Below are 14,252 nucleotides of genomic sequence, written 5' to 3' on the forward strand. Positions count from 1 at the left end.
CTGTGGTGACGGCGCCGTGGCGGTAAAGCGGGCGGTACGCGTACAAGACGGCAGCACCTACGAACACAACTACATTTCTGGATTGGATCTACGACCATGTCGAACGTGATTGAGAACCTCGGCAAGCTGGACCGCAAGGTGACCCTGGCCATCCCCAAGGCCGAAGTGGAAAAGGAAAAGCAGGAGCGCCTGGTTCGCCTGTCGAAGACCGTGAAGATGTCGGGCTTCCGTCCGGGCAAGGTGCCGATGAAGATGGTCGAGAAGCAGTACGGCCAGCAGGTCGAGTTCGAAGTGCGCTTCGACAAGGCCGCGCGCAAGTTCTTCGACATCACCAAGGAACAGGACGTCAAGGTTGCCGGCCAGCCCAAGTTCGAGATCAAGAACGAAGGCGTGGGCGAGGATGAAGTGGCGTTCGACGCCACCTTCGAGGTGTACCCCGAAGTGACCATCGGCGACCTGTCGGCGGCCGAAGTCACCCGAACCGGCACCGAGATCACCGACGCCGAAGTCGACAAGACCATCGACATCCTGCGCAAGCAGCGCGTGCACTACCATGCCCGCGGCGAAGCCGGCGAGCATGGCGACGGCGGTGCCGACGTCACCGCGCAGAACGGCGACCGCGTGACCGTGGACTTCGTCGGCAAGATCGACGGCGAAGAGTTCGCCGGCGGCAAGGCCGAGGACTTCCCGTTCGTGCTTGGCGAAGGCCGCATGCTGCCCGAATTCGAGCAGGCCACCCTGGGCCTGAAGGTCGGCGAAAGCAAGACCTTCCCGCTGGCTTTCCCGGCCGACTACCACGGCAAGGAAGTGGCCGGCAAGACCGCCGAGTTCACCGTGACCCTGAAGAAGGTCGAGTGGGCCCACCTGCCGGAAGTGAATGAAGCCTTCGCCAAGTCGCTGGGCATCGCCGACGGCAGCGTCGAGAAGATGCGCGCCGACATCCGCGAGAACCTGGAGCGCGAAGTGAAGCGCCGCACGCACGCCATGCTGAAGGACCAGGTCATGGAAGCGCTGCTGAAGGCGAGCGAGCTGGACGTGCCCAAGGCCCTGATCGAGCAGGACCAGGAGCGCCTGGTGGAAATGGCCCGTCGCGACCTGGAACAGCGTGGCATGCCCAACGCCAAGGACATGCCGATTCCGGCCGAGATGTTCGCGCAGCAAGCCGAGCGCCGCGTCAAGCTGGGCCTGATCCTGGCCGAGATCGTCAAGGCCAACGGCCTGGAAGCCAAGGCCGACCAGATCAAGGCCGAGATCGAGGACTTCGCCAAGAGCTACGAGGACCCGAAGGAAGTCATGCGCTGGTACTACGGCGACCAGCAGCGCCTGGCCGAAATGGAAGCCTACGTGCTCGAAAACAACGTGGTAAATTTCGTGTGCGGCAAGGCCAAGGTCACCGACAAGAAGGTGTCCTTCGAGGAACTCACCGCCGAAGGCAACCAGCAGCAAGCCTGAGGCCGGAAGTGACCGGCAGCCCCGCGCCACGGTGCGGGGCAGGGACTTCCCGAGTTACCCGGATTGCCTTGCGATCCGACGAATCCATGGAGAACATGCATGACCCGCAATGATTTGCTTGACCGTCTCGCCACCACGCAGGCTTCGGCACTGGAAACCCAGGGCCTGGGGCTGGTGCCGATGGTCGTCGAGCAGTCCGGCCGGGGCGAGCGCGCCTATGACATCTACTCGCGCCTGCTGAAGGAGCGCGTGGTGTTCATGGTGGGCGAGGTCAACGACCAGACCGCCAACCTGGTGGTGGCACAGCTGCTGTTCCTGGAAAGCGAGAACCCCGACAAGGACGTGTCCCTGTACATCAACTCGCCGGGCGGTTCGGTGTCGGCGGGGCTGGCCATCTACGACACCATGCAGTTCATCAAGCCCGACGTGTCGACGCTGTGCATGGGCATGGCGGCCAGCATGGGCGCCTTCCTGCTGGCGGCGGGTGCCAAGGGCAAGCGTTCGGCGCTGCCCAACTCGCGCATCATGATCCACCAGCCGCTGGGCGGCGCGCGCGGCCAGGCCTCGGACATCGAGATCCAGGCGCGCGAGATCCTGTACCTGCGCGAGCGGCTCAACACCATCCTGTCGGAAGTGACGGGCCAGCCGGTAGAGAAGATTGCCCGCGACACCGATCGCGACAACTTCATGAGCGGCGACCAGGCGGTCGACTACGGCCTGATCGACAAGGTACTGGCCCGCCGCGGCTGATGCTGCGCGCCGCCGTGGCCTATGCGGCAACGGCGGCCGGCCATGCTGGCCGGGCCCAACTGGCGAAGGCTACACCGGAACGAGGCCCCGTGCCTCGTTTTTTGCATCGGAACCCGGGCCACGGGGCCTTGGCCCCACAGCCGGGGGGAAGCGCCGGTGATGCCAATTGTTTTGGCGTATGATGCGTTTGAAGCGTATCGCCGAGGAGCCTGTCGCCCCGCGGTGTGCGCACTGCAAAAGTGACTGATTCCTATGGCGGACAAAAAAGGTTCATCCAGCGAAAAGCTTCTGTACTGCTCCTTCTGCGGCAAGAGCCAGCATGAGGTCAAGAAGCTGATTGCCGGCCCGTCGGTGTTCATTTGCGACGAATGCATCGACCTGTGCAACGAGATCATTCGCGACGAGGCCACGGCATCCGAGAAAGACGCCGCCGCGGCCGCGCGCTCCGACCTGCCCACGCCCCACGAGATCCGCGAAAGCCTGGACCAGTACGTGATCGGCCAGGAACAGGCCAAGAAGATCCTGGCCGTGGCGGTCTACAACCATTACAAGCGCCTCAAGCACCTCGGCAAGAAGGATGACGTCGAGCTGTCCAAGAGCAACATCCTGCTGATCGGGCCCACCGGCTCGGGCAAGACGCTGCTCGCGCAGACGCTGGCGCGCCTGCTCAACGTGCCGTTCGTGATCGCGGACGCGACCACGCTGACCGAAGCCGGCTACGTGGGCGAGGACGTCGAGAACATCATCCAGAAGCTGCTGCAGAACTGCAATTACGAAGTCGAGAAGGCGCAGCGCGGCATTGTCTACATCGACGAGATCGACAAGATCTCGCGCAAGTCCGACAACCCGTCGATTACGCGCGACGTGTCCGGCGAAGGCGTGCAGCAGGCCCTGCTCAAGCTGATCGAGGGCACCATGGCATCGGTGCCGCCCCAAGGTGGCCGCAAGCACCCGAACCAGGACTTCCTGCAGGTGGACACCACCAACATCCTGTTCATCTGCGGCGGCGCCTTCGATGGCCTCGAGAAGGTCATCATGCAGCGTTCGGACAAGACCGGCATCGGCTTTGCCGCGCAGGTCAAGAGCAAGGAAGAGCGCGACGTCAGCGAAGTGTTGCCGCAGACCGAGCCGGAAGACCTGATCAAGTTCGGCCTGATCCCCGAACTGATCGGCCGCCTGCCGGTGGTGGCGACGCTGGCCAAGCTGGACGAGGCGGCGCTGATGCAGATCCTGGTCGAGCCCAAGAATGCGCTGGTCAAGCAATACCAGAAGCTGCTGGCGATGGAGGGCGTCGAACTCGAAATCCGTCCGGGTGCGCTCAGCGCCATCGCCCGCAAGGCGATCCGCCGCAAGACCGGTGCGCGCGGGCTGCGCTCGATCCTGGAGCAGTCGCTGATGGACGTCATGTATGACTTGCCTAATTACAAGGGCGTGCAAAAGGTCGTGATCGACGAGAACACGATCAACGGCGATGCCCCGCCGCTGCTGATGTACGAAGAGCAGCAGCCCAAGGTGGCAGGGTCTAACTGACGCGAGGCCTGCCAGCGTGGCAAGTGGTCGGCACCATACCGGCAGCAGGCGGAACAGGCCGTTCGCGTAGAAGCGAGCGGCTTTTTTTGTTTATTTCTACCGACGAGAGGGAGGAAACGCGGGTATGCTGTTTCAGAGGGGCCACCAAGTGCAGGTAGCGGCATCTGCCTGCCTTGATGAATCGATTGGCACGTATCTTGTAATCGATTCGGGCGGCCCAATTTACGCCTTAAATGACTGACTTGGGGAAAATGATGTCCGGAACACAACTCCTCCCGGCCGAGCCGATTCGCCTGCCACTGTTGCCGCTGCGCGACGTGGTGGTGTTTCCGCACATGGTGATCCCGCTGTTCGTGGGACGCCCAAAGTCCATCAAGGCGCTTGAGACTGCGATGGAGGCGGGCAAGAGCATCATGCTCGTGGCCCAGAAGACGGCGGCCAAGGACGAGCCGACCGCCGACGACCTGTACGAGGTCGGCTGCATCGCCAATATCCTGCAAATGCTGAAGCTGCCCGACGGTACCGTGAAGGTGCTGGTCGAGGGTACCCAGCGCGCAAACATCCGCGAGGTGAGCGAGGACGATTCGCACTTTATGTGCGAAGCCGTGCCCGTGCCGCCCGCACCTGGCGAAAGCGCCGAGACCGAGGCCCTGCGCCGCGCGATCGTGTCGCAGTTCGACCAGTACGTGAAGCTCAACAAGAAGATCCCGCCCGAGATCCTGACCTCGCTGTCGGGCATCGACGAGGCCGGGCGCCTGGCCGATACCATCGCCGCGCACCTGCCGATCAAGCTCGAGCAGAAGCAGAAGATCCTGGAGATGGTCAATGTGACCGAGCGCCTGGAAAGCCTGCTGTCGCAGCTCGAGGGCGAGATCGACATCCTGCAGGTCGAAAAGCGCATCCGTGGCCGCGTCAAGCGCCAGATGGAGAAGAGCCAGCGCGAGTACTACCTGAACGAGCAGGTCAAGGCCATCCAGAAGGAACTGGGCGAGGGCGAAGAAGGCGCCGACCTGGAAGAACTCGACAAGCGCATCAAGGCTGCGCGCATGCCGAAGGAAGCCAAGAAGAAGGCCGACGCCGAATTCAAGAAGCTCAAGCTGATGTCGCCGATGTCGGCCGAGGCCACCGTCGTGCGCAACTACATCGACACGCTGGTGAACCTGCCGTGGCGCAAGAAGAGCAAGGTCAACAATGACCTGGCCAACGCCGAGCGCGTGCTGGATGAAGACCACTACGGCCTGGAGAAGGTCAAGGAACGCATTCTCGAGTACCTCGCGGTGCAACAGCGCGTGGACAAGGTGAAGGCGCCGATCCTGTGCCTGGTCGGGCCTCCCGGCGTGGGCAAGACCTCGCTCGGCCAGTCGGTGGCGCGCGCGACGAACCGCAAGTTCGTGCGCATGGCACTGGGTGGCGTACGTGACGAGGCCGAGATCCGCGGCCACCGCCGTACCTACATCGGCTCGATGCCGGGCAAGATCCTGCAGAGCCTGTCCAAGGTCGGCGTGCGCAATCCGCTCTTCCTGCTCGATGAAATCGACAAGATGGGCATGGACTTCCGCGGCGATCCGTCGTCGGCGCTGCTCGAGGTGCTGGACCCGGAACAGAACCACACGTTCCAGGACCACTACATCGAGGTCGACTTCGACCTGTCCGACGTGATGTTCGTGGCGACGTCCAACTCGCTCAACATCCCGCCGCCGCTGCTCGACCGCATGGAAGTGATCCGCCTGTCGGGTTACACCGAGGACGAGAAGGTCAACATCGCCCAGCGTTACCTGCTGCCCAAGCAGATCAAGAACAATGGTCTGAAGGCAGGCGAGATCGAGGTCACCGAAAGCGCGATCCGCGACATCATCCGCTACTACACGCGGGAAGCGGGCGTGCGATCGCTGGAACGCGAGGTCTCCAAGATCGCCCGCAAGGTGGTCAAGCTGCTGCTGCTGAAGAAGGAGTCGGGCACGATCAAGGTCGATTCGGAGAACCTGGACAAATTCCTGGGCGTGCGCAAGTACGACTTCGGCCTGGCCGGCAAGGAAAACCAGGTGGGCCAGGTGACCGGCCTGGCGTGGACCGAGGTGGGCGGCGATTTGCTGACCATCGAGGCCGCGATCATGCCGGGCAAGGGCAACATCACCCGCACCGGTTCGCTGGGCGATGTGATGAAGGAATCGGTCGAGGCCGCGCGTTCGGTGGTGCGTTCGCGGGCACGCCGCCTGGGCATCACGGATGAGATGTTCGAGAAGCGCGACATCCACATCCACGTGCCTGAAGGCGCCACGCCCAAGGACGGCCCGTCTGCGGGTGGCGCCATGACCACGGCGCTGGTATCGGTGCTGACCGGCATCCCGGTGCGCGCGGATGTCGCCATGACCGGCGAGATCACGCTGCGCGGCGAGGTGCTGCCCATCGGCGGCCTCAAGGAGAAGCTGCTGGCAGCCCACCGCGGCGGCATCAAGCTGGTGCTGATCCCCGAGGAAAACGTCAAGGACCTGGCCGAGATCCCGGACAACGTCAAGAACGCCATCGAGATCGTGCCGGTGCGCTGGATCGACAAGGTGCTGGAACTTGCGCTCGAGCGCAAGCCCGAGGCCCTGCCGGAGGAAGACGCCAAGCCCGCCGAGGTGGCCGATAAAGCCACGGCCAAGGTCGAACGCCTGCATCACTGAGGCCGGCCCAGCCGCTCCAACAAGACGCCGCAGGGCAGCGATGCCCGGCGGCGTTTTTTTGTCCGCGCAGGCCTTGGCAAACCGAAATCACCTGTATTACACTTGCGCCCTCGCAACGCAAACCACGGCAGCTGCCGCGAGGTGCGAAGCGTTCAGCAAGTTGCAGGCAGACAGCCTGCGATGGTCGAGCGGGTGCTTAGCTCAGTTGGTAGAGCGGCGCCCTTACAAGGCGTAGGTCGGGGGTTCGAACCCCTCAGCACCCACCAACGTTCGATCGATGAAATCAAGGACTTGGAGTGATCCAGGTCCTTTTTTTATGCCCGTTTTACCACCCGACAGCGGAGCCTAAGGCAGTCTCTGTGGCCGACACTATCGCCATCAATGCGATGACCGGCTGCGCCGACCGAGTTTCGCGGGGGCCAGCGAAGGGGTTTGCTCACCCCACCAGCAGTTTCGCAAAACTCAGCTCATGGCCGTCGGGATCGCTGATATGGAAATACCGCTCGCCCCACTCGGCATCGCGCGGGGCGTCCTCGGGACGCAGCCCGTGTGCGAGCGCCCGTTGGTGGATGGCGTCGACATTGTCGACATGGAAAATGATGCGTCCCCACCACGACCATTGCCGGCTGGATGGCTGCGCAATCAGGTTGAGATAGCCCGTGCCTACGTGGAAGCTGGTGAATTCCGCATCAGAACCTCCATAGCGGATCTGAAATCCGAGCGTCTGGTAGAAGGCAACGGCTCGTGACATGTCGTGGGTGGCAAGTGTCACGGCATTGATCGAGGAAATCATCGGCATTGGGGGCGTGTTTAACCGGACCAGATCAGGCTAGATCCGGATTTTCACCGGAATCCACCGCCGCCCGAACTGGCGCCGCGTGCGGATGCGCCAATGCCCTCGCCGGTCGCTGGGGGGGCGGCTGAGTTCAGTATAGGCCCCGTGAATGCGCCAAGGGCGCGCAGTATGAGCGCCCGCAGGAGGTCAACCAGCGTTTTGCTGCGATGGTTTTCGTCTGCTGGGACGCCCCGTCCATGACTGTACCTCGCTGTGCCCAGATTGCTTTCGAACCCGCGCATGCTATTCCGATCGGGTTGGCACAGGTGGATCGTTTTCCGATATACCCGAATCGCCATTCCCTATTAGCCAGACCACTGTCGTCTCCATAGACTCAACACAGTTTCATCCAACTGGAGTAGAAATGGACAAGAAGCGAGTTGACCTGTACTGGGATGTCGGCAGCACTAATACCTACTTCGCCATCAAGCTGATCAAGCCGATCATTGAGCGCCATGACGCAGAACTTGTTCTGCATCCCTACAATCTGGGCTATGTCTTCCGGAACAACGAATATGAGCTGATGAAGGAACCGAAGTCGAAACTCCGGTACCGCAAACGGGATCTGATGCGCTGGGCCGAAAAGTACAACCTTCCGTTTCAGATCCCCCGGCAGTTCCCGATCAAGTCCAGCCGGGCGCTTCGTGGCTCGCTTGCGATGCGACGCAAAGGCCTCGAGCTGGCGTTTGTCGAGCGGGTGATGGAAGCATACTGGGAGCGCGGCGATGCCAGCATCGTCGAGTTTGCCGGCCTGCGACCGATCGTCGAGGCGCTAGGCGTTGACTTCGCCTGGTTCGAAGAGCTTGCCGCGAGCGACGAGATTGGCGCCGAGCTGGCGCGAAGCACGGACGCAGCGGTCGAGCGTGGGGTTTTTGGGGTGCCGATGATGTATGTGGGAGACGAAATGTTCTGGGGGAAGGATCGCCTCGACTTCATGGAAGAGGAACTTGCGCGCACCGCGTAGGAGATCGCACGACGGCCTGCGCAGCGGTCTGGCTCCGACCGCTGGGGAGGCCGTTCTCACCAGAATCCTGTCCCGCCACTGATCCTCGGCAACTCACCCCATTGCTTCCTGGCTGCAAAGCCATCGTGCCGGTAGCCACCGACAAGCACGGTCAGCACGCATTGTCGTGCCTCGTCCCAGACGGAGCGAAGAAGGGCGGCAACCGGCGGCGCAGCCCTGGTCCTGCTCAAATGATGTTGCGTTCTCGCAGCCGCTGGAACTCGGCGGCATCTACGCCGGCCATTTCCCGCAGGATCTCTTCCGTGTGTGCCCCCGGTATGGGCGCCGGCGTGTCATAGCCGACGTCTGCATCGCCAAATTGCAAGGGGAATGACGCCGCTTTGACATGCATCGTTGCCTTTGCGAGCGGGTTCCACAGCGATACGGCCATGTTCCGCGCAACGATCTGATCCCAGGCGAGTACGTCATCGATCGTCCGTACCGGACTGCACGGAATCCTGGCGGACCGCATCTGCTGCTCGATCTCCGCAGTAGGCAGCGCCGATGTCCACTTCGAAACGATCTCGTCAACTGTCGCATTGTTCGACAAGCGCCATGAGACGGACATGATGTCGGGATCATCCTTGAGGTCGGACCGGCCCATGAGGTCCAGCAGGGTGCTCCAGTCATCGTTGCTGGCGGCCCCGATGGTCACCCAGCCATCCGCGCTCTGGTACGCGTTGAAGGGGGAGAATCGCATGATGCGGTTGCCTTGCTGGAAGGAGAGGCCCAGTTCGCGATAGCAATCCAGCGGCTCGTCGAGGATCAAGGACAGCAGGCAGTCCGTCATGGAAACATCCACCGACTGTCCATGGCCGGTGCGCTGGCGGTAGTTCAATGCCGCGACGATCCCGAACGCGGCGAACAGGCCGGCAATCGCATCCGAAAGCGGCGAGCCCGCCTTCGTGGGCCCGGCGCCTGGTTGACCCGTGATGCTCATCAAGCCGGCGGCCGCTTGTACCATCAGATCATAGGCCTTGAGGTTTTTTGCAGGGCCTGTGGAACCGTATCCAGTCAGCGAGCAGTAGACCAGGGATGGATTCACTTCGCGCAGCATGTCATAGCCAATGCCAAGCCGAGCGGCGACGCCCGCGCTGAAATTCTCCACCACGACATCAGCTTGCCTGGACATACGCAAGAAGAGCTCCTTGCCGTCCGCGCTCTTCAGGTTCAGCGTGGCGGACTTCTTCGAGCGCGCCCGCTTCAGGTAGGCGATGCCCATGTCCTCCTGGGTACGTCTTTCGAAGGAGACGCCATGCGGGCCGGCAAACGGTGGTGAAAATGCGGTCGGATCCCCGCCGTCCGGATCGTCGATCTTGATGACTTCCGCACCGAGCCCGGCGAGAAACAGCGTGCATTGAGGGCCGGAGAAGAACCGGGTAAGGTCAAGTATCTTGACGCCGTCGAGAATCCGTTTGGTCATGGGTTGCCGTTTGCCTGTTTAGACGCTTCGAAAGTCTAGACACGCAACAGTGCAACCGGCCAATAGGACTTTGCGGTGACGGTATTGCGATTCCGTATGGCTAATCGATTCTCGACGCGCCGGGCCATGCGCCTTCGGCAACCAGCGCCGCAGCGGTCTCGCGAATCAGTTCCATGATCCGGCGCGCGGCGGTACTCAGCGGCATGATGTCGAAGGTGCAAAGCGAAAGGCGTCGTTGCAGCGCAGCACCGGCGATCCGTTGCACGGTGAGGCCCTCGGTGCCCCCGGGGATCGAAGGCGACAAGATCGTCGAGCCGACGCCGCTTGCGACGACCGCGCGAATCGTCGCGAGAGAATCGAGTTCCGCCAACACGACCGGCCGTTGGCCCGCAGCTTCGAATGCCTCGTCGATAATCTGTCGCGTGATGTTGGATTTCCCGGGAAGGATCAGGGGCCGTCGTGCCGCTGCCTCGACGGAGATCTCTTCCGGCGCCGCGCCTTCCGCTGCTTGGGACGAAAGCAGAAACAGGTTCTCGGTCAGCAGGGGGCTGACCTCAAGATGTGCCCCGAGCCTTGTCTCGCGTACCGCACCGGCTCCATCCACGCGCTCAAACAACAGGCTCATCTCGATCCGCCCGTTTACCACCAGCTCCTGAAGGTGTCCGCTGAGGCTTTGCGTGATCCGGAGCTGGATATCGGGGTACTGCGTGGCTGCCGCGGCCAGCAGTCTGGGCGCGAGTATCGTCGCTGCGCTGGTCGGAAGCCCGACCGATACGGTTCCCTGCGGATGCTCGCCGGCATGCTGGACATCGTTCTTCATCAACTCCGCCTGGCGCAACATGGCGCGTGCGTGGCGATAGAAGACTTCTCCCGCGTCCGTCGCAACCACGCCGCGGGCGCTCCTGGCCAGCAACTTCACCTTGAGCTCGTCTTCGAGCTTGGCGATTTGCTGGCTGAGCGCTGGCTGTGCGGTGTACAGGTCGGCGGCCGCACGGGACACGCTTCCCAACTCGACGATGCGTACGAAGTACTTAAGTTGTCGGAATTCCATGGCTCATTGTATGGCGCGCCAGCCGGACGGTGCCAGCCATAAGTTTTCGACATGCCCCAAGCGGGACACAGTATTGGCGCAACGATGGTGGCATTTCTAAGATGGCTCCATCAGTAACGAGCCACCTCACCGAGATGATCGACCTCTACTTCTGGAGCACGCCGAACGGCTACAAGGTTTCCATTCTCCTTGAAGAGCTGCGGATGCCCTACAACGTCATACCGGTGCACATCGGCAAGGGGCAGCAGTTCGCGCCGGAATTCCTGGCGATCAGCCCGAACAACAAGATACCTGCCATTGTCGATCATGAAGGCCCGGACGGACAGCCGATTGCGATGTTCGAGTCGGGCGCCATCATGATGTACCTGGGGGAGAAAAGCGGCTACCAGTTCATGCCGCAAGACACGCGCAGGCGCTATGAGGTGCTGCAGTGGCTGATGTTCCAGATGGGTGGCGTGGGACCGATGCTTGGGCAGGCCCATCATTTCCGCAAGTACGCGCCGGAGAAGATCGACTACGCGATTGACCGTTATACCGGCGAGGCACGTCGGCTCTACACGGTGATCGATCGCCGGCTCGCTGATTCCGAATACCTGGCGGGCGATTACTCGATCGCGGACATGGCCACCTATCCGTGGCTGCGTGCCCACAAATGGCAAGGCCAGGACCTTGCGGACTTTCCCAATCTCGAGCGCTGGTACTCGGCGGTACGCGAACGTCCCGCGGTTCAGCGCGGTATTGCCGTGCTCGCCGAGAAGGTCGACAAGACCGGTGCCAAGCCGAGCGGCGAGCGCTGGGACAACCTGTTTGGCAAGAACCAGTTCACCACGCGTTAGGAGAAACACCGTGTCGCAAACCAGGACTCCAATGCTTACCGGCTTCCGCGTGCTGGATATCACCCAGATCGTTGCAGGGCCGACCTGCACCCGCATTCTTGCCGAGATGGGCGCGGAGGTCGTCAAGCTCGAGCTCGCCCCGTTTGGCGACCGCACCCGCGTCGGCGGCCTGCGCAGCCGGAAGCCGGAGCATAAGCGTTGTTCCCAAAGCACCTACTTTGTCCAGCACAACCACTCGAAGAAAAGCCTGGCGCTGAATCTCAAGGACAACAAGGCGCGCGAGCTTGTGCTCAAAATGATCCCGCAGTTCGACGTGCTGGTGGAAAACTTCTCGCCAGGCGTGATGGATCGTTTCGGGCTTGGCTACGACGTGCTGAAGACCATCAATCCGCGCCTGGTCATGTGCTCGATTTCTCTTGCGGGGCAGAAGGGCGTCCTGGCGAGCAAGCCGGGATACGACTACGTTGCGCAGGCATACGCCGGCATCACGGACCTGATCGGCGATGCCGAAGGCAGTCCCGCCCTGATCACCATGGCGATCGGGGACGCATCCACCGGGGTCGCCGCCGCCATGGCAATCGGCTTCGCGTTGCTGCATCGGGAGCGAACCGGTGAGGGGCAGTACCTCGAGACGTCGCTGCTGGATACCTATTTCAACATGCATGAGGTAGCCGTTCCGCGCGTCAGCCTGCGCCAGGGCTATGAACCAACGCGCACCGGATCGCAGCATCCCGACGGTGGGCCGACCGGCATCTTCCGTTGCGGGGACGGTACTTACCTGACGCTGGCGACCCTTCCGCACCAATGGGAGCAGGTTGCGTTGGCCCTGGGACGCGACGACCTCCTGACCGATCCGCGCTTTGCCACCGCTGCGCTGCGCCGCGACAACAACGACCAGCTCAAAGAGATTGTGGAGTCTTGGCTTGCTACCTTCGCGTCCAGGGACGCTGCCATCGAAGCACTGGAGCGGCAGCGGATTCCTTGCGCGCCGGTGCTCACGCTGCGCGAGGCCATGAACCATCCCCATCTGCGTGAGCGCGGGGTCGTACGCGCGGTGCGTGACCCTTACCTAGGCGAATTCCAGATCCCGGGTCCGGCGGCGAGATTCTCCGCCTGGGAGTATCCGTCTTCCTTGAAGGCTGACCTGCTGGGCGAACACAACGAGCAAGTCCTGAAGGCGTTCGCCGGGCTTGAGGATGCGGAGATCGACGCCTTGTATGCCGAGGGCGTGCTGGTGCGAGACCGGCTGCTCGAGCCGAACGCGGTGCCGACAGCAGAAGCTGAGGTCTCGCGATGAGCGCCGTGGATAACAGCATGGACGCTTTCGATCTGCTCGTCATTGGTGCGGGCTCTGGCGGCGTAAGGGCGGCACGTACCGCTGCAGCGCTCGGCGCGCGGGTTGCGATCGCGGAACAGTCGCGCGTAGGCGGCACCTGCGTGATTCGCGGCTGTGTGCCGAAGAAGCTCCTGGTCACGGCGAGCCGATACCGCTCCGAGGCAACCGACGCAATCGGCTTTGGCTGGAGCTTTGAGGCCAGAGGCCACAACTGGCGTGTGCTTCGTGATGGCATCGCCGAAGAAGTCTGCCGGCTCGAGCAGCTGTATCGCAAGGGACTGGAAAACGCCCACGTGACGATCCTAGACGAGACCGCGTCGGTGGAGGGCAGTGGCCGTGTGCGGCTCGCATCGGGCAGATCGGTGCGGGCTGAAAACATCATCGTCGCCACGGGCGCGTTACCTTCGCCGCTTGGCATTCCCGGGGCGGAGCATTGCATCACCTCGGACGATGTCTTCGGGCTGCCGGCTCTGCCCCCTCGTATCGTGATCGTGGGCGGTGGCTATATCGCGCTCGAATTCGCAGGAATTTTCAAGGGGCTGGGCGCCGATGTCACGCTACTGCACCGCGGCGCCGCGGTGCTGCGAGGGTTCGATGCGGATGTGCAGCAAGGCGTTGCCGGCGCGTACCTCGAGCAGGGCATCCGGATCCGATTCAATACCGCGGTCCGTTCCATCGAGGCCTCGCCCGCCGGCTATTGCGTGACGGACCACACCGGGAACCGTTTCGATTGTGATCTCGTCCTGAACGCGACCGGCCGCCTGCCAAACACGATGGCCGCAGCGGGAGTCCTTGCGCTGAACCAGGGCGGGGCCATCGTGGTGGATGATCGATATGCGACCTCGGTGGCGGGCGTTTATGCCATCGGGGATGCGATCGGGCAGTTGAACCTGACGCCGGTGGCGATCCGGCAAGGACAGTGGCTGGCCGAGTCGCTCTTTGGGACACCGCGGCTTTGTTTGCCCGACTTCGGGTTGACACCGACGGCAGTGTTCTCCACGCCGGAGCTTGCCAGCGTGGGACTGACCGAGCAGCAGGCACGCGCGACGCTTGCCGATATCACGGTCTACCGCACCAGCTTCCGTCCCATGCGAGCTTCGCTGGCAGGGAGCCTTGAGCGCGTCATGATGAAGCTGGTCGTCGACAAACACAGTGACCGGGTCGTTGGCCTGCACATGCTGGGGCGTGATGCTGCCGAGATCGTTCAGATGGGCGCGATCTCGCTGCAGCGGGGCATCACGAAACGCGAGTTCGACCGGACCGTCGCATTGCATCCCAGCGTCGCGGAAGAGTTCGTCACCATGAGCAACCATGACTGAAGGTGGCGGGGCGGAGCAGCAAGCGTAGTCATCACACAAAGAGCAGGACGC

General features: G+C 62.6%; 11 protein-coding genes and 1 tRNA gene. 9 read left to right on the forward strand and 3 right to left on the reverse strand.

Annotated elements, in window-relative coordinates; translation table 11 throughout:
• The first annotated feature begins 96 nt into the window (after positions 1-96).
• The 5 genes from tig (at position 97) to CBM2586_RS06900 (ending at position 6,664) form a co-directional block, all read left to right on the forward strand.
• Entirely contained in the window at positions 97-1,452 is a 1,356-nt protein-coding gene (gene tig, locus CBM2586_RS06880) for a trigger factor (RefSeq protein ID WP_115662288.1), read from the forward strand.
• A gap of 99 nt (positions 1,453-1,551) precedes the next feature.
• Positions 1,552-2,202, forward strand: coding sequence for an ATP-dependent Clp endopeptidase proteolytic subunit ClpP (gene clpP, locus CBM2586_RS06885; protein ID WP_011615108.1), 651 nt, complete (start codon positions 1,552-1,554; stop codon positions 2,200-2,202).
• 252 nt (positions 2,203-2,454) lie between these two features.
• Positions 2,455-3,732 (forward strand): ATP-dependent Clp protease ATP-binding subunit ClpX, encoded by a 1,278-nt coding sequence (gene clpX / locus CBM2586_RS06890; RefSeq protein ID WP_012352668.1) that lies wholly within the window; start codon positions 2,455-2,457, stop codon positions 3,730-3,732.
• Positions 3,733-3,986: 254 nt separating this feature from the next.
• Positions 3,987-6,398 (forward strand): endopeptidase La, encoded by a 2,412-nt coding sequence (gene lon / locus CBM2586_RS06895; protein WP_012352669.1) that lies wholly within the window; start codon positions 3,987-3,989, stop codon positions 6,396-6,398.
• Positions 6,399-6,588: 190 nt separating this feature from the next.
• Positions 6,589-6,664, forward strand: a tRNA-Val gene (locus CBM2586_RS06900).
• A 170-nt stretch (positions 6,665-6,834) separates the two neighbouring features.
• On the opposite strand, the gene CBM2586_RS06905 is transcribed toward CBM2586_RS06900, so the two are convergent.
• The gene (locus tag CBM2586_RS06905) at positions 6,835-7,191 is read right to left on the reverse strand and encodes a VOC family protein (protein ID WP_115688664.1); all 357 of its coding nucleotides are present in this window, start codon (positions 7,189-7,191) and stop codon (positions 6,835-6,837) included.
• A gap of 406 nt (positions 7,192-7,597) precedes the next feature.
• On the opposite strand from CBM2586_RS06905, the gene CBM2586_RS06910 reads away from it, so the two are divergent.
• Positions 7,598-8,197 (forward strand): 2-hydroxychromene-2-carboxylate isomerase, encoded by a 600-nt coding sequence (locus CBM2586_RS06910; RefSeq protein ID WP_115687088.1) that lies wholly within the window; start codon positions 7,598-7,600, stop codon positions 8,195-8,197.
• 226 nt (positions 8,198-8,423) lie between these two features.
• On the opposite strand, the gene CBM2586_RS06915 is transcribed toward CBM2586_RS06910, so the two are convergent.
• Together CBM2586_RS06915 and CBM2586_RS06920 are read right to left on the reverse strand one after the other, a co-directional pair.
• On the reverse strand, positions 8,424-9,659 hold the full coding sequence (locus CBM2586_RS06915) for a CaiB/BaiF CoA transferase family protein (RefSeq protein WP_115687089.1): 1,236 nt from the start codon (positions 9,657-9,659) through the stop codon (positions 8,424-8,426).
• 100 nt (positions 9,660-9,759) lie between these two features.
• Positions 9,760-10,710 (reverse strand): LysR substrate-binding domain-containing protein, encoded by a 951-nt coding sequence (locus CBM2586_RS06920; protein WP_115687090.1) that lies wholly within the window; start codon positions 10,708-10,710, stop codon positions 9,760-9,762.
• Between the two features lie 134 nt (positions 10,711-10,844).
• On the opposite strand from CBM2586_RS06920, the gene CBM2586_RS06925 reads away from it, so the two are divergent.
• The 3 genes from CBM2586_RS06925 to gorA are packed head-to-tail and all read left to right on the forward strand — an operon-like array spanning position 10,845 to position 14,201.
• Entirely contained in the window at positions 10,845-11,546 is a 702-nt protein-coding gene (locus CBM2586_RS06925) for a glutathione S-transferase N-terminal domain-containing protein (protein WP_115687091.1), read from the forward strand.
• A 31-nt stretch (positions 11,547-11,577) separates the two neighbouring features.
• Positions 11,578-12,843, forward strand: a complete 1,266-nt coding sequence (locus CBM2586_RS06930; protein WP_115662283.1) for a CaiB/BaiF CoA transferase family protein — start codon at positions 11,578-11,580, stop codon at positions 12,841-12,843.
• Between the two features lie 17 nt (positions 12,844-12,860).
• A complete protein-coding gene (gene gorA / locus CBM2586_RS06935; protein ID WP_115688666.1) occupies positions 12,861-14,201 on the forward strand; it encodes a glutathione-disulfide reductase in 1,341 nt (446 codons plus the stop codon).
• Positions 14,202-14,252: the final 51 nt, after the last annotated feature.

The sequence above is a fragment of the Cupriavidus taiwanensis genome, assembly GCF_900250115.1.
GTDB classification, from domain to species: Bacteria; Pseudomonadota; Gammaproteobacteria; order Burkholderiales; family Burkholderiaceae; genus Cupriavidus; species Cupriavidus taiwanensis_B.